Below are 15,853 nucleotides of genomic sequence, written 5' to 3' on the forward strand. Positions count from 1 at the left end.
CCGGTTGTCTGTCGTTACCTGGCGGGCAAGGCTTCGCCCGCCCAATGCACCATCGCGGCAAAGCTCTGCCGTTCGCTGTCCGGCTGCAGGGCGCCGCGCACCCGCACCTGGGCCACTCCGTCGGCCGTGCCCGCGCCGAACAGGCGCGGCGCGCTGTAGGGCGTTGCCGGCGCGGCCAGCACCAGCAGCCGGCCGCCTTCGGCGTTGAACCAGGGCAGCTCGAAGCGCTTGACGGCGGGCGCGTCGCGCGTGCCGCGCTTGAAGCGGTTGGTCTCGCCCGGGTCGCCGGGATAGACCTGGCGCGCGCCGCCCTGCGGATCGATGCCGACGACGACAAGGTCCACCGAGCGCCCGGTGGTGTTGCGCACGTTGAGCACGGCGCGCTCGCCGCCGCGCAGCGGCAGCAGCCCGGCGCCGGCCTGCCGCGCCGGACCGCTGCGCACCAGGCGATCGCCGTTCCACACTTCGAACAGCGCCTCGAAGCCATCGAACTGCGCATCCCTGGCAATGGTGTAGAGCTGGTTGAGCCACTTGAGCCGGGCCAGCATTTCGAGATGCCGGCGGGCGGCTGCGGAATCGGTCGGCAAAGGCCTTGCGCCCGCACCGAGCGCGGCCGAGAGTACTTCGAGCCGGGTGGCGCTCCAGTGCACGTCGGCGCCGTCCGCCTCGGCCACGGCGACGACCGAGGCGGGGTAGTCGAGACTCAGCCCGGGCGGCAAGCCCTGCTCCGCGCGCACGCGCAGCGCGACCGAAGCCGGCTCGCCGAGCGGCGTGATGTTCCAGAGCGCGGCGCCGGACAGCTCGCGCAGCGCGGGCGGCACGGCCATGCGCGCCTTGTCGGTGTAGGCCTGCAGGAGCAGGCCCTCGGCGCTGCGCACCGTGCCGTCTTCCATCGTGGCCAGCACGCGCAGCGGCTGCTGCGCCACCAGGCCGTCGAGCTGGCCGGCCTGCAGGACCAGTGTGTCGCCGGAGCGCTGCGCGCGCCAGACCGGCCGCGTCGAAACCGGCTGTGCGCGGTTGGCGAAGATCGGCGCATCGAGGTTGCCCTCGGCCACAGGCGATGGCAGCTCGCGCGTGGGAAAGCGCTGCGCGAGTTCGTCGATCACCGGCGGATAGCTCGCGAGCACGCCATCGAACAGGTCGCGCCAGGTGGCGGGCCTGCGCGAGAGCGCCTCCACCACGGCCCAGGTCAAGAGGCCCTGCGGGCGTGCATTGCGGCTCTTGCGCGGCAGGCGCAGCTCGGGCGTGATCTGGTGGCTCTCGGAAGCGAAGAGCGCGACATAGCGCGCGCGCGGCACCGGCTCGGCCGCGGCAGGCCGCGCCACGGCGGCGCGCGCGGCCGGACCGGATGCGCCGATCAGCTGGCCGATGCGCAGCCCGCGCCAGCGCACCTCGTCGTCGGCCGGCCCTTCGGCAACGAGCGGGCTCTCGGCCGTGCTGCTGCGGGTCATCGAGTTTGCCGAGCAGGTATCGAAGACGGAGGCGACGAACACGTTGCGTGCCAGGAAGGCCTGGATCCAGGCATCGAGATCGGCATCGCGCAGGTCGCCCGTGAGCGCGCCGTCGCTGCCGAGCGTGCCGCGCACATCGCGTGCGAGAAAGTTTTCCGAAAGGCCGTCGGGCTCCTGGTAAAGCTTGCTGGTGTCGCGCAGGCGGGTGCCGTGGCCCGAGAAGTAGAGCAGCACGAAGTCGCCGCTTCTCGATTGCGCGAGCAGCCGGCCGAGCGCATCGTGGATGGCCTGCGATTCGGGCAGCACCGCGCCGCCCACGCCGTCGGCGAGCACGGTGATGTCGGATGCCGCAAAGCCCTGCTTCAGCAAGGCATCGCGCATCAGCATCACGTCGTTGCGCGGCGCCTGCAGCCAGAGCGACTGCGGCTGGTTGACGAGCTCGGAGACGCCGACGAGCAGCGCGCGCTGGGTGGCGAAGGCGCTGCCGGCGAACGCGATCAGCGCCAGCACCGGCAGCAGCCGCAAGCAACGCGATCGGGGGCAGGCAGAGCGCCCGATGGATGCGCCGCCTGCCCCCACCCCTGCCCTCCCCCGGCGGGGGAGGGAGAAAAGCGGACGCAGCGTGAACGTCATGGCCGTTCCGTCGCGGGCCCGGCCGATTCGACCAGTGGCGATGCCGCGAGCACCGCAAGGCCGCCGACCGGATCGGCCGCGCGCAGCCGCCAGACGCCGTTCGCACCCGGGCCGCCGACCACCTCGGCCGGCACCGCCTGCAGGAGTCGGTCGGCCTCGTCGACGCGCACGCCGTCTTTCCAGCGCACCACCAGGTTGGCCTGTGTTGCAGCGGGCGCTGCGGGCACGGCACGAAAGCGCACATCGTCCTGTTCCGCATCCCGGCTGCCGAGCAGGCCGGCGTTCTGCACCACCGCAAACAGCGCCAGTACCGCAAATGCGGGACGCAGCCATCCGCCGGAACCGAACCAGTGCCGGATGCTGCCCCACCAGCCGCCCTCGGGCCGCTCCTGCGGCCGGGCGCGCGGGAAAGCCGGTGCGGTGGCCGGCGTCGCGCCGGGGGACGGCACACGCGCCGGGCTCAGCTGCAGGCCGGCCGCGCGGTACAGCGCCTGGTAGTCGGCGCGCGGGTCCTGCGCACCGAGCGGCGTGCCGGACAGCACCGAGAACACGCCGCCCACGGTGCGCAGCGCGATGCGGCCGGGCTCGGGCGCGATGGCCAGCGGCGCCTGCGCGGCCCATTCGTCATGCACCGCGCGGATCGCGGCGAGCCGGGTCGCCGAGACTTCGCCGAGCACGCGCGCGCACAGCTGCGGACTCGGTTCGAGCGTGAGCATGTTCCAGGCCTGCACCAGGCCGAAAGCCGGCTCGAAGGGCTCGTCGTCGGGCTCGAGCAGCACGTCGAAAGGCCCGGCCCAGTCGGCCTCGCCCGCGGCCATCCAGCCCTGCCACAGGTTGCCGTGGATGCAGCGGTCGAGCAGCACGCCGAGCAGCCGCCCTTCATGCACCACGCTCACGAGGCGGCCCGGCGCCCAGCGCGCACTGAAGGCGCGCTGGGCGACAGCCTCGCGGCGCCGGGCCAATTCGGTGAGCGGAAGCACAAGATCGAGCACCGCGCGCGGCGGCGCAGCCGCGGTGCCCTGCGGCACGGCATGGGGTGCGGCACCGGGCATCGCGACGGCCGCCACGGCGGCTTCCTGGCCGGGTGCGCCGGACATGCCAGGTATTGCAGGCGCGGCGCCCGCGGCCTGGAGCGCGCTTCGGATCACGCTGAGCGGGGGCCAGAGGTCGGTGTTCATGGCGGTCTGTTCCTGAATGGCTATGTCTTCAGGCATAAGACGCTTCAGCACCGAGGATTTTGAAAACCTGCAGGATCGCCGCCATGTTGCCGGGCTCGATCGCAATGCCCAGGGTCTGCTGGATCCAGCCGCCCAGGCGGGTCCTGGCGTAGTCGGCGGTGAGGCCTTCGCGCTTGTGCACCAGGCCCAGCCGGCCCGCGCGGTAGTGGTAGGAGGCGATGGCGTGGCGCGAGGCAATGCCCGAGAGGCCGCCCTCGGCCTCCCTGCCGAAGCCCTCGCACAGCAGGATGCGCTCGGGCTCGGGCAGTCCGGCAATGAAGGCGCGCGCGGCCAGCTGCACCGCGCTCGCGCTCAGGCCGTGCTCAGCGAGGCAGCCCTCGAGGTCTTCACCGGCGCCCAGTGCTTCTTCGAGCTGCGCCTCGCTGACCTGCTCGCCGATCGAGAGCTTGCGCCGGAACGCGCTGGCGCGCGTGCAGTCGATCAGGTAGCGGCGGAAGTAGGCGCACAGCGCAAAGGCGCTGGAGGGTGCGCTGTGGCCCGCGCGCTCGTCGGCCTCGTCGGGATCGGCATCGAGCCGCAGCACCTTCACGTAGATGAACTGCGCCACCAGCTCCTGCCGGCCCTCGCCCAGCACCTGGAGCTCGGGCGGGTTGCAGGCCACGAGCGCATTGCCGACGATGCGGTACATGGTGCCCATGTCGTCGGGGGACAGCGTCTGCCGGCGACGCCAGAGGCGCACGAGCTCGGTGCTTTCCGCGGACGACAGCGTTTCATTCATTGGCTCACCCCCAGGCTCCGCGCACTTCGTGTCGCTTCGCCCACCCCCTTGCAGGGGGCAACACCAGCGGCCCGGCAAAGCCGGTTCCGCGGTGTTTCCCGAACAAGCCCTGTCGCGCCCATGGTTGAAGACCCGAGTCGATCAGTCGTCCACGCATACGCCTTCGGTCGGCACCAGGCACTGCGGCAGGCCGGCGCCCGCCGGGCCGCCGCGCGTGCGGATGGCCGAGGACACCGCCGCCGTGGCCACGGCCAGGCCGCGCGGCAGCAAGATCCAGAGCTGGCCGCGCTCCTTCATGCGGCGCGCGTTGTTCGCGGCCTGCTGGCCGTTGCCGAAGAAGTAGTCGGCCCGCACCGCGCCGCGGATCGCGCCGCCGGTGTCCTGCGCAATGGTCAGCCGCTGCATCGGTGCACCGGTGCCGGGTGCACGCGTGGAGACGAACACCGGGTAGCCGAGCGGCGTGCTGCGCGGGTCCACCGCGATCGAGCGGCCCGCCGACAGCGGCACGCCGAACGCGCCCACCGGCCCGCCCGAGGGCGAGGGCGACTCCTTGAAGAACACGTAGCTCGGGTCCTTGATGCCCGAGCCGATCACCGGCCCGGCCGTGCGCCGCCCTGGCACCAGCACCGCGCCGCTGGCGGTGGGCCGCGCAAGCGTGAAGCCGCGCGTGCGGATGGTGCTGGTCGAGGTGTCGCCGACGTCGTCGTCCTCGTCGCCGTCATCGAGCTGCAGTTCGATGGACGAGCCGCGCACCTTGACCGGACTGCGCGGCTTGCCGTTGGCCGCCTGCGCCAGCGTGGGACGGAAGGGCTGGCCGTTCTGCTCGGCATAGGCCACGCGGATGATGTCGCCGTTGGCCAGCTTGATGCGGCCCGAGCCCTGGATCTGCATCTCGTAGAGCGCGGTGGCGCTGCTCACGAAGGCCAGCACGCGCGCATTGGGCGCGCCCTTGGTCTCGATCTCTTCGCGCGTGTAGTAGGGCAACAGCTGCTTGCCTTCGATGCGCAGGCGGACCTTGCGGTCGAGCGTGTCGCGCGTGATGCCGGAGAGGTCGAGCGCATAGAGCCCCGGCGCGCCCATGTCGCGCGTGCTGAGGCCGGTCTGCACTACCACGTTGCGGCCCTCGACCCGCGCCGCCACCGTGCCGTTGCCGGCCGGCAGCTTGCGCGCGTCGGCAAACAGCATGTCCTCGGGCTGCCCGTAGACCGGGTAGATGAACGGCGCCGCGTACTGCCGGCTGCCCGGGATCTCGGGCTCGAAGTAGCCGGTGACCACGCCATCGGGCTTGCGGTCGTCGTCGCGGATCTGGTAGGCCGAGAACTCCTGCTCGAAGAAGGCGCGGATCGCGCTGTTGTTCTTGCTGTCGACACGCAGGGCGCGCGCGCACACCTCCTTCCACTCGGCGCCGCGGCCGGTGAGCACCTTGCAGCTGCCGAGGAAGGCCGGCCAGCTTTCGGAGAAGTCGTCGCGCGCCCAGCCAGGCACGGCATCGAAGCTGACCGATGTGTAGGTGGCCAGCTGGGTCGAGAAGGTGCGCGCCTGGCCGGCGGTGTTCGAGGCGGCCGGTCGTGGTGGTGGCGGCGTTGCGGCTGTCGACTGTCCGGCCGCCATGTCTGCGGCGGCGGCGCCGGAGGTCGCGGCCGGCGGCGTGCCGGCGCAGCCCGCGGCAAGCACGGCGGCAGCGGCAGCGGCCCAGCGCAGGGCGGTAGTGAAGACCGGCGACTGTGGTGTGTTCATGAAAGCCTCCTTGTCCGAAAAGAACGGCCCATCGGGCCAACGCTCTGCAGACGATTACTTCTCGACGATTTTGAAATTCGCGACGCCGTAGACGTCGTTGCACGGGGTGCCGGGCGCGCAGACCGGCTTGCCCAGCAAAGGCGAAGGACCCGTGCCGCGGCTGGCTTCGAGCGCCGCCAGCACGGGCAGCGGAAACTGCGGAAACACGCCGTCGTTCTGCACGCCCGAGGCGCTGAAGTCGCGCTCGTGCTGGCTCACGAGCACCGCGAACTGGTTGGTGCCGGCCGGGCCGCCCGCATCCATCGGCCAGGAGGCACGCGGCAGCGAGAGCGGGCTGCCGGCGGTGATCTTGTTGTACTTGTCGAGCAGGTTCGGGAACAGCAGGAACATCTCGCCGCCGCTGGACAGCAGGAACACGTAGACGAAACCCTCGCGCTTGCTGCGGACCTCGAAGGCCAGCTTGTCCTTGCCGATCGACACCTCGGGCTTCTTTGGCGCGGCCGTCACGTCGAAGCCCGGCGCGGCGCCGGCCGCGAGCGACTGCAGCGATTCGAGCGGCGTGCGGGGCGCCGGCGGGGGAGGAGGCGGTGGCGGCGGCGGCGCCTGGACCACGCGCGGTTCGGGTGGTGGCGGCGGTGCGACGGCGACCTGCTTGCCGCTGTTGTTGTCCCCTTCCGCGCCCGCGGTGGTGCGGCCCTGGTACCACCACCAGCCGCCACCGGCGGCGGCCAGCACGGCCACCGTGGCGATCGCGGCCAGGGCCTTGCCGTTGTTCTTTCCGCCGGCGCCCACGCCCGCAGCAGGTGCCGGCGCGGGTGATGCCTTGCCGCGTCCGATCGTCGTCGGCAGGTCGGCGTTGCTGGTGCCGCGCGCACCGGAGCCGCCGGGCGTGGTGCGCGGCGGCGGCGCGATGCTGTGGCCCACCTCCAGGTCGAGCGCGGCGCGGAACTCGGCCATCGACTGCGGCCGCGACTCGGGCCGCACGCCCAGGCCCGCGTCGATCGCCTGCAGCAAACGCAGGCTGTAGCGCTGGCGCAGGATGTCGTTGCCCGCGAGCGGCACGTAGCTGTCGGACAAAAGCCGCGCCACCGAGGGCGGCGGCGCGCGTCCGCAGACGGCCACGTGCATCACCGCCGCGAGCGCGTAGACGTCGGTCCACGCGCCCTGCGACATGTCGGGCATCTCGGCGTACTGCTCGATGGGCGCGTAGCCCGGCTTGAGGATGACGGTGATCGCCTGCGTCTTGTCGGTGATCACGCGGCGCGCGGCGCCGAAGTCGAGCACCACCGGCCGGCCGGAGCCTTCGAGCAGGATGATGTTGTCGGGCGCGATGTCGCGGTGGTAGCAGTTGGCGCCGTGCATCACCGCCAGCGCCTGCGTCACGCCGTCCATGATGCGGATCAGCCAGGCCTCGTCCACGCCCGCGGGAATGGAGACCAGCGCCTGGCGCAGCGTGTCGCCGCGGTAGAACGGCATCACCATGTAGGTGGTGCCGCGCTCCTGCCAGAAGCGGTAGACCTTCAGCAGCGAGGGATGGTCGAACTGCGCGAGCAGGCGGGCTTCGTTGATGAAGCTGCGCATGCCGAGGTCGAAGGTTTCGCGGTGGCGCTCGGAGAGCGGGACCACCGTGCCGTCCTGTTGCCTTGTCGACAGCGAAGTCGGCAGGTATTCCTTGATGGCGACCACGCGTTCGAGCGTGTGGTCCCAGGCTTCGTAGACGACGCCGAAGCCGCCCTGGCCGACGACGCGCGTGATCTCGAATTCTGCGAGGCGGCTGCCCACGGGGAGGAGGCCGGCCTCGCTGGTTTCTGCAGCGGCGGCTGCAGGCGCATTGGAGAGGCTTGTGGAGCCGGATGTGATGACGGTGGCGGCGGTGTCGGTCTCGGTCTCGTTGCTCGCGGACTGGGCGGGCCTCGACATGACGCGGGTGCGGTCGTCTTCGGGGGGCATGCTGGTTCCTGGAGCTTCGGTCATTGACTGGCTCCTTTTTGTATTGCTTGGCGTGTTTGCTTTCCGGGGCCGGGACTCGCCCCGGCGGGCGACCTACTTTTCTTTGCTTCGCCAAAGAAACGTAGGCAAAAGAAAGGCGACCCCACTGTCTGCGACCCCTTCGCTGCGCTACGGGGCAACCTGCGGTGCTCACGTTTCGCGGGGTCTCGCCCAAACTCGCTTCGCTCAAACAAGGGCGAGCCCTGATCCGCGAAACGCTCCGCTCCTCGGCGCATACAGAGGGGGGGGCAAACCAAACGGGCCTTTGCTTCGCTCGGCCACCAAGCCACCGCGGCGCGCAGCGCCGCGGTGGTTGGTATTGGCTGCTGGAGTTGACATTGGGGCCGAGCGAAGCGATGGCCTGTCTTCTCCCCATCCCTTCTGGCTGCGCCGAGGAGCGCAGCGTTTCGCGGATCAGGGCTCGCAGCTGTTTGAGCGAAGCGAGTTCTGCGAGACCCCGCGAAACGCGAGCACCGCAGGTTGCCCGTAGCGAAGCGAAGGGACGCAGACAGTAGGGTCGCCTTTTCTTTGCTTACTTTCTTTTGGCGAAGCAAAAGAAAGTGAGTCGCCCGCCGGGGCGAGACCCGGCCTCCGACAACAAAAGGAAGCAGGAAACTCATTCCCCACCCCCCAAAAACAAGGCTTCAAACCGAACATCCAAAGGCAATCCGGCAACGAGCATCCGAGCCCCTTCACCAGCGCCCGGATCGCCCATCCACAAAGACTCCCCCACTCCCGGCAAGGCCAGCGACTCCACAGCCCCCTCGCGCGGTGCGAGGCCATCCGCAGCAAAGAGCCTCTGCAGCACCGCATCAAACCGCAGCGCATCCAGATCCCCCTCGAGCCCTTCGAGCGCAGCCCGCGTCCCCTGCGCCCACCACCGCAGCGCCTGCTGCAGCGCCTCGCCCTGCAGCGCCCCGCCCGCGGAAGCATCGAGCTCCACCGCCAGCGTGAACGGAAAGTACCGCCCCACCCCATCGACCGACGGCATCAGCACGCCGATCCACCCGCCATCCCCCACCACCTGCGGCCCCAGTGCAAAGCACCAGACCGGCGCCTCGAGGTAATGCGACGTCCAGTCGGCATGCCGATCGCGCAGCCGCGCCAACCCGCGCTGCAGCCACGGGTCCCACACCGAGCGGAACGACTCGGGCAGGCGCCGGTGCGCGAAGTCGCCCATGCCCGGCAGCTTGCCGAACCATCCGGGCAAGGCAGTGGCTACGCTCACAGCCCCTCCGGACAGGAGAACTCGCGCAGTTCCTTCAAACGGATCGGATGCTGCACGCTGTTCGTCGTGACCTCGAAGCGCGTCTTGCGGGCGCCGATCTGGAAGGTGATGAAGAACTTCTCGGGCGCATCGCCGGCTTCGAGCTGGCCGTCGTCGAGCGCGCGGAACAGCGCCCACGGCCCGTCGACCGCGGCGCCCGAACTGCCGGTGGCCGAAGGCGGGCTCACCTGTATGCGCACCTGGTTGCTGCCCTTGGGCCCGGGCCACTGCACGGCCATGGGCACCACCGGGCCGTGCGCGTATTTCACGAGCTGGCCGTCCACGTCGAGGATGAATTGCGTGATGCCCGCATCCATCTCCACCGGCTTGAAGTCGAGCCGCATCGACGGCCCGCGGCCGCCGCCGCGGAAGAAGATGTCCTTGATGCGCGCGGCGCGCTCGAACTGCGCCAGCGCCTGCGTGGTGACGGCGCCGCGTTCGGCCACGGGCTTGTAGCGCCATGGCTTGGTGCTGGTGTCGACCAGCGCGGCCAGCCGCTTCTGGAAGAAGTCGTCCATCAGGCCGCCGGCGCCGAACATCTGGCCGAAGTCCTCGGGCAGCACGTCGCGCTTGCTGCTGCCCACGAAGGGATAGCGGCCCGCGATGGCGCGGTTGCAGAAATCGGTCACGGGCTTCAGATCCTGGCTCAGGTTGCCGCGCTCGGCCACCTGGGCCTGCGCCGCGCCCGACTGGCTCAGGTTCTCGACCATCGTGCGCACCGGCTCGGGCAGCCGGCCCGCGTCGGACTTGAGCTTGCCGGCCACGTCGCCGGGGGGCGGCGAGGTGCGGCCCTTCACGGCCGTGTCGACGGCGTTGAGGTACACGTACACCTCGTTGAAGAGCTTGAGCGCGTCGTCGATGGGCGCGGGCTGGTTCGGCCCGGCGGCGGTGACGAGGCGGCGCAGCGGCTCGAAGCGGTCGTCCACGATGCTCTCGATGCGCTTGCCGCTGGCCACGGGCTTGTTGGGATCGCCGCCGAACAGGTCTTCCAGGCCCTTGCGGGTGTTGGCGACCGTGGCGGTGGCCTTGCTCACCACGTCCTTGGGCTGGTCGGCGGGAATGAGCGTGGTTTCCTTCACCACCGCGCGCAGGAAGTTCGCCAGCGGCGAACCCACGCCCGAGAGAATGCGCGCGGCCTCGATGTTCTTCTCGAGCCCGCTGGCGCGGATCAGCCGCACGTCGGCCAGCAGGGCCTCCCAGACCTTGACGTATTCCGCGAGGTAGAGCCGGCGCACGCGGTCGGTCAGCGCGCCGAGCGCCGCCACGTCGCGCATGCGGTCGGTGGCGCTGCGATCCTGCCCGAGCACCCACGGGTCTTCCTGCGCGAGCAGGCCGGTGAGCACCGTGACCTCGTTCTGGAAGCGCTTGTGGTAGCCGTCGTAGGTGAACATGCCCGGCACGCCTTCGGTCAGCGGCTTGCCGCTGATGCGCTCGAACACCAGCGGCGCCGAGGGACCGGCGGCGGTGGCGATGCTGAAGGCCGGAATGTCCTTGGTGGCGCGCTGGCGCTTCAGGCGGCTGAACACGCGCTGCTCCAGCGGGTAGCTCGCGAGCACGGCGCGCACGCTGCGCACCAGGTTCTCGTCCATCTTGAGCGGCGAGCGCGGCGGGCCCTGCGCGATGAGCACGTCGAGCTGGTCCTCGAGCGCCTGGCGCTGGTCCTCGGGAATGCCGCGGTCCAGGCTGCGCGCCCAGTCGAGCGTGATCCAGGCCTTGAGCGCCTCGGCATCGAAGTGCTCGGGCTGGTAGAGCATGAGGTAGCTCTTGAGCGCCTCGTAGGTGTACTCGAGGTTGTCCTTCTGCGCGGTGCGCAGCTGGTCCTCGATGCGCTTGGCGATCTGCGGCAGGAAGGCGTCGTTGAGCGCGCGCTGGTGCGTGAGCATGGCGGCGGCGTCGAGCTTGTCGCCCTGATAGAGGCCGAGCGTCATCGACAGCGGCTCGTCGCCCTGGCGGTTGTCGGGCGTTTTCCAGATGTCGCGCAGGCCCTGCAGCACGGGCGCCACCTCGACCAGGTTCTGCACCCGCGAAGGCAGCGCCGCCAGGGTCTGGCGCGCGGGCTCGACGCGCGCCTCGACCGACTTCAGGTAGTTGAGGTTCTGCAGCGTGCTGTAGCCCCAGCCCGCGAGCAGCGCGATCGTGACTAGCGTCATGGCCGCCACGCCCGCCATGCGCAGCGCATGGCGCCTGCGCTCCAGCTTCACGTTGGCGCCGGCCAGGCGCTGCTCGGGGAACACCACCTCGCGCAGCAGCGCGGTGAGAAAGTAGCTGCGGCCGCTCGACTTCTGCGGCGCGAGCATCGCGCGCTCGATGCCGAAGCTGCGCGAAAGGCTGCCCATCACGCGGTCGATCGGGCTGCCTTCCTGCGTGCCGCTGGTGAAGTACACGCCGCGCACCCATGGCGGCTGCGCGAAGCGCGAGCCGGTGAAGACCTGGTCGAGCAGGTCGGACAGCATCGAGCCGATGGAGCCGAACTGCGCCGGAAAGCCGAAGATCGCCGCGCGCCGCGTGCCGTCGGTCTCGCGCTGCATGCGTGCGATGAGCCCGTCGTTGACGCGGTTGTGCAGCAGCGCGAACTCGCGGTGGAAGGCGGTGGACAACCCCTTCTCGTCGGCCTGCACGTTCTCGTCGGCCGCCAGCGTGAAGCCGAAGACCTGCGCGCGCTGCTCCTTGCCGAGATCGTCGAAGTAGTCGGTGAAGCCATAGAGCAGGTCGCTCTTGGTGACGAGCACGTACACCGGCAGCCGCGTGGTGAGCTTGGCGTCGAGCTCGAGCAGCCGCGCGCGGATGGAGGCGGCCAGCTGCGTGCGCTGCTCGGGGCCCTGGCTCAGCAGGTCGGCCACGCTCACGGTCAGGAACACGCCGTTGAGCGGCCGCCGCGGGCGCGCCTTCTTGAGCAGTCCGAGGAAGCCTTCCCATGCGCTCTTGTCTTCCGACTGATGGCTGTCCTGTGTGGTGTAGCGGCCGGCGGTGTCGATGAGCACGGCCTCGTCGGTGAACCACCAGTCGCAGTTGCGCGTGCCGCCCACGCCGCGAATCGCGCCGGGGCCGAACTTCTCGGCCAGCGGGAACGACAGGCCCGAGTTGACCAGCGCCGTGGTCTTGCCCGCGCCCGGCGCGCCGATGAACACGTACCACGGCAGGTCGTACAGGTAGCTGCCGCCGGAAATGGAGAGCCAGTCGCGCCAGCCGGGCTTCTTGCCCGCGGCATGCAGGCGCATCTGCTTGAGCGTGGCCACGGCTTCGCTGAAGCGCGTGTCGAGGATCTTCTGCTCGCCGTTGACGGGGGCATCGGTCTTGACGGTGGGCGCCTTCATGAGGCCGTCGGTCAGGTGCTGGCTCGCACGGCGCGCGCGCCACCTGCGGTAGATCGCGCGCAGCACCACGATGAGCACAATGGCGCCGATCAGCAGCGCGCGTGCGAGCTCGCTTTCGAGCGGCACCCACGCGCCGATCTTCACCAGCGGGCCGATCCACCAGATCAGCAGCGCAACGATGACGAGCGCCAGCAGGGTCAGCAGCAGCGGGCTGAACAGGAAGCCGAAGATTTTCTTGATCATTTCGTCACTCCCGCCGCGGCAGCCACGCGGTCCGGCTCGGACAGGAGCACGATGTCGACGCGCCGGTTGCGCGCACGGTTGGCCGGCGTGTCGTTGGCGGCCACGGGCTCGGCGTCGGCCTTGCCGTCGGAGCGCATGCGCGCCGGATCGACCAGCGTGGTGAGCGCGCCCTTCACCGCATCGGCGCGCGCGGCCGACAGGTGCCAGTTGGAGGGATAGCGCAGCGAGCGGATCGGCTGGTTGTCGGAGTGGCCGGTGATCAGCACCTCGCCCTTCACCTCGGCCAGCGCCTGGCCGATGCGGCGCAGCACCGGCAGCGAGGCAGCCATGGGCTCGGCGCTGCCGGAGCCGAAGAAGGAATCGCCGCGCAGCCGCACCACGCTGCGGTCGGCCTCGTCGGTCACGGTGACCAGGCCCTGCTTGATCTCGGGTTCGAGAAAGCGCGCAAGCCGCGGCGACTTGGCCGGCGCGGCGGGCGGCGCGATCTGGATGTTGGGCACGCGCAGGCTCGACACCGCGGCATAAGTGGTGTCGGAGCGGTAGTTGAGCGTGAGCCGCAGGCCGAACCAGGCCAGCGCGAGCAGCAGCGCGAAGCCGGCCGCGAACACCCACAGCGGCAGCGATTCGCGCAGCCGCACCGTGCCCGCGCCCTGCCCGCGCCAGTGCGGCGACAGCTCGGCCTCGAGCGGCGGACGGTCCTTGGCGATCAGGTCGGCCAGGCGCTGGCGCACCGAATCGAGCTGGGCGCGGCCGTTGTCGACCACGCGGTAGCGCCCTTCGAAGCCGAGCGCGAGCACGCTGTAGATCAGCTCCAGCAGCTGGCGGTGCGTGGGCACGTCCTGCGCGAGCTTGGCGAGCAGCTGGAACACCTTCTCGCCGCCCCAGGTCTCGTTGTGGAACTGCACCAGCAGGCTCTGCTTGTTCCAGCCGGCCTGCACGCCCCAGGGCGTGTTGGCCACGGCCTCGTCGAGCGCGGTGCACAGCACGTAGCGCGCGGCCAATACCGATTCGTTGCTGGCGCCGGCGCGGCGCGCGGCGGCATCGAACTGGTTCACCGCGTCGGCGGTGGAGGCGCGCAGCGCCGGCACGTTGGGCGGCTGCACCAGGTTGCGCAGCTTTCCGATCAGCACCAGCAGCTTGCCCGCGGCCGAGACCAGCGGATTGAGCAGGCCGATCTCGCCGACCTCGGCGGCGGGTGTCGGATCAACGCCGCCGAAGAAGGGCGCCGGCGCGGCGGCAGGCGGCGGCGTGCCGGCCGGCGTGCGCGGCTTCGGCTTGATGACCGTGCGCTCCGACTCGAAGGCGGCGAAGGGATCCGGAGGTGTGCTCATGATGGTGTTCCGTTTTCGTCAGCCCGGTGCGGCTAGGAACGGATGGCCCAGAACGCGAGGTCGAGGCCGGGGAAGTCGCCCGCGATGTGCATCGCGATGCCGCCGGATTGCTCCAGCTGGCGCCACAGGTCGCTGTTGCGCGTTTCGAGCTCGAAGTAGTTGGCGCCGGTGTGAAAGGGAATCTGCCGCGGTGCCACCGGCATCGGCGTGAGCGTGACGCCCGGCAGCGCCAGGTTGACGAGGTCGCGGATGCGCTCGACCGGGCCGATCTTGACCTGCGTGGGAAAGCGCGCGCGCAGCGCCTCGCTCGGCATGTTGGCATTCACCGCGAGCACGAAGGTCGCCTTGCGCTGCAGCTCCACGTCGGTCACCACCGCCACGCGCACGCCGTGCTTGCGGTCGTGCAGGTCGATGCGGATGGCCGACTGCTCCAGCACCATCGACAGGCTGCGCCGCAGGTCGTCCATCAGCGGGCGGAAGCTCAGCGCCAGGTCGTCGTGGATGTAGGGGCCGAAGCGCGTGACGCGGCGCGAATCGCGAAAGCTCGCGAGGTCGCCGGCCAGCCCGAGCGCATGCTCGAAGAAATGCTGCGGGTGCAGCATGGCGCTTCGGGCCAGGTGCGCAAAGACCGCCTCGTTGCGGTTGACGGTCTGCAGCAGCATGAAGTCGGCGATCTCGGCCACGCCACCGGTGCCGCCCTGCGTCATGCGGCCGGCCAGCGCCTCGCCACGCTGGCGCAGGAGGCCCAGCAGCTCGTCGAGCCAGGAACGGATCACCGCATGGCCCGCCACGTCCAGGAGCGGCGGCAGCATCGCGCGGTCGAGCTGCACCTGGTTGTCGACGCGGCGCTCCAGCACGCGCGCCACGCCCAGCGTGGTCCAGGCGTCGGTGGCTTCGCTGGCGCGCATCAGGCGCGTATGGAGCTGGCCCAGCTGCAGCACCGCGGTGCGCTCGCCCGCGGTGTTGGAGTCGGGCACCTCGGATTCCAGCACGCGATGGCGCACCAGCTCTTCATAGTCTTCGGCGTCGGCCTCGCGGGCGCCGGCGCGGCGCAGCGGCAGCGCCAGCACCACGGCCTCGTCGCGCATGGCGGGCGGAATGTCGATGGGCTCGGGCAGCGGATCGACCGCCGGCATGTCGAACACCGTGCCGTCGCCGAAGAGGCCCACCGCGCGCACCAGTGCGAGCTTGCCCAGCGTGAGCGCGGCCTGATCGATCTCGATCTCCGCGAATCCCCAGGCATAGGGCGTGGTGGAACGCAACAGCACATGCCTCGCATGGTCGGCATGACGCTCGCTTTGCTGCAGGTGCTGGGGCTGCAGCAGCATCCCCTCGCTCCAGACCACTTTTGTTCGCCAACTCATCCGCACTCCGTCAACGGCAAGGGCTGCCTGAAAGAAACACGAAGTTTCCGGCGCGCGCCGCGGCGGGCAAATCCGCCTAACGGCCTAGATGCGGGGTTTTGGAGCTACGGCGAAGGGAGTAGATGCACCGCAAAAGGAGCGGGCACCTCCGGGCGGGTGCTACAGCCCGTAGATCGCGACGATCGCCCAGAAGGTCAGCCAAAGGGCTCCTGCGCCCAGCGCAAGCATCGCGGCGACGAACGCCACGAAGTACCCGATGCGGCGCGAGAGTCCGGGCGCTGCCGGAACGCATCTCGCGTAGATCAAGACGGCCCACAGCACAAGCGCAAGCGCTCCGGCCGCCACGACGCTCCCCGACATCGCCAGGATCCGGTGCTGGTCCAGGAAGCGCAGGCCGACACTGAGCAAGGGCATTGCCAAGGTCCAGGCCAGCATGTTCAGCGGCAGCCACCACCACCGCGTTTTCATCGGATCGCCTCGCCCTTGTAGTAATGCGCCGGCATGGGGCTCTCCCAATCCGTCATGCGCAACCGAATTCGCGTTCGTCGACGTGGCATGTTCTCCCTTG

General features: G+C 70.3%; 10 protein-coding genes. All 10 read right to left on the bottom strand.

Annotation, left to right across the window (positions count from 1 at the left end; genetic code table 11):
* Window positions 1-14: 14 nt before the first annotated feature.
* Window positions 15-1,976 carry a caspase family protein gene (locus FB547_RS11945; RefSeq protein WP_261380266.1) on the bottom strand — a complete coding sequence of 654 codons (1,962 nt, stop codon included), beginning with the start codon at window positions 1,974-1,976 and terminating at the stop codon, window positions 15-17.
* A gap of 104 nt (window positions 1,977-2,080) precedes the next feature.
* Complete coding sequence (locus FB547_RS11950) at window positions 2,081-3,262, bottom strand: hypothetical protein (protein WP_145742454.1); 1,182 nt, start codon at window positions 3,260-3,262, stop codon at window positions 2,081-2,083.
* A 28-nt stretch (window positions 3,263-3,290) separates the two neighbouring features.
* Window positions 3,291-4,040 (bottom strand): hypothetical protein, encoded by a 750-nt coding sequence (locus tag FB547_RS11955; RefSeq protein WP_145742456.1) that lies wholly within the window; start codon window positions 4,038-4,040, stop codon window positions 3,291-3,293.
* 141 nt (window positions 4,041-4,181) lie between these two features.
* Entirely contained in the window at window positions 4,182-5,777 is a 1,596-nt protein-coding gene (locus FB547_RS11960) for a murein transglycosylase A (RefSeq protein ID WP_145742458.1), read from the bottom strand.
* Between the two features lie 54 nt (window positions 5,778-5,831).
* The gene (locus FB547_RS11965) at window positions 5,832-7,751 is read right to left on the bottom strand and encodes a serine/threonine-protein kinase (RefSeq protein WP_145742460.1); all 1,920 of its coding nucleotides are present in this window, start codon (window positions 7,749-7,751) and stop codon (window positions 5,832-5,834) included.
* 631 nt (window positions 7,752-8,382) lie between these two features.
* Window positions 8,383-8,994: a type VI secretion system-associated protein TagF gene (gene tagF / locus FB547_RS11970; RefSeq protein ID WP_261380267.1), complete on the bottom strand. Its 612-nt coding sequence runs from the start codon at window positions 8,992-8,994 to the stop codon at window positions 8,383-8,385.
* A complete protein-coding gene (gene tssM, locus FB547_RS11975) occupies window positions 8,991-12,590 on the bottom strand; it encodes a type VI secretion system membrane subunit TssM (RefSeq protein ID WP_145742462.1) in 3,600 nt (1,199 codons plus the stop codon). Before tssM ends, tagF begins: the two co-directional genes overlap by 4 nt.
* Window positions 12,587-13,921, bottom strand: coding sequence for a DotU family type VI secretion system protein (locus tag FB547_RS11980; protein WP_145742464.1), 1,335 nt, complete (start codon window positions 13,919-13,921; stop codon window positions 12,587-12,589). The genes tssM and FB547_RS11980 overlap by 4 nt, the downstream gene beginning before the upstream one ends.
* A 32-nt stretch (window positions 13,922-13,953) precedes the next feature.
* The gene (tssK, locus tag FB547_RS11985) at window positions 13,954-15,285 is read right to left on the bottom strand and encodes a type VI secretion system baseplate subunit TssK (protein WP_145742466.1); all 1,332 of its coding nucleotides are present in this window, start codon (window positions 15,283-15,285) and stop codon (window positions 13,954-13,956) included.
* Window positions 15,286-15,444: 159 nt separating this feature from the next.
* Window positions 15,445-15,753 (bottom strand): hypothetical protein, encoded by a 309-nt coding sequence (locus tag FB547_RS11990; protein WP_145742468.1) that lies wholly within the window; start codon window positions 15,751-15,753, stop codon window positions 15,445-15,447.
* Between the last annotated feature and the right edge of the window lie 100 nt (window positions 15,754-15,853).

This window comes from Variovorax beijingensis (assembly GCF_007828835.1).
GTDB classification, from domain to species: domain Bacteria; phylum Pseudomonadota; class Gammaproteobacteria; order Burkholderiales; family Burkholderiaceae_C; genus Variovorax; species Variovorax beijingensis_A.

Bases quoted from the DNA above. Each gene is read 5' to 3' on its own strand.
- FB547_RS11950 (WP_145742454.1), bottom strand. From the start codon at position 3,262: ATGAACACCGACCTCTGGCCCCCGCTCAGCGTGATCCGAAGCGCGCTC.
- FB547_RS11955 (WP_145742456.1), bottom strand. From the start codon at position 4,040: ATGAATGAAACGCTGTCGTCCGCGGAAAGCACCGAGCTCGTGCGCCTC.
- FB547_RS11960 (WP_145742458.1), bottom strand. From the start codon at position 5,777: ATGAACACACCACAGTCGCCGGTCTTCACTACCGCCCTGCGCTGGGCC.
- FB547_RS11965 (WP_145742460.1), bottom strand. From the start codon at position 7,751: ATGACCGAAGCTCCAGGAACCAGCATGCCCCCCGAAGACGACCGCACC.
- tssM (WP_145742462.1), bottom strand. From the start codon at position 12,590: ATGATCAAGAAAATCTTCGGCTTCCTGTTCAGCCCGCTGCTGCTGACC.
- FB547_RS11980 (WP_145742464.1), bottom strand. From the start codon at position 13,921: ATGAGCACACCTCCGGATCCCTTCGCCGCCTTCGAGTCGGAGCGCACG.
- tssK (WP_145742466.1), bottom strand. From the start codon at position 15,285: ATGAGTTGGCGAACAAAAGTGGTCTGGAGCGAGGGGATGCTGCTGCAG.
- FB547_RS11990 (WP_145742468.1), bottom strand. From the start codon at position 15,753: ATGAAAACGCGGTGGTGGTGGCTGCCGCTGAACATGCTGGCCTGGACC.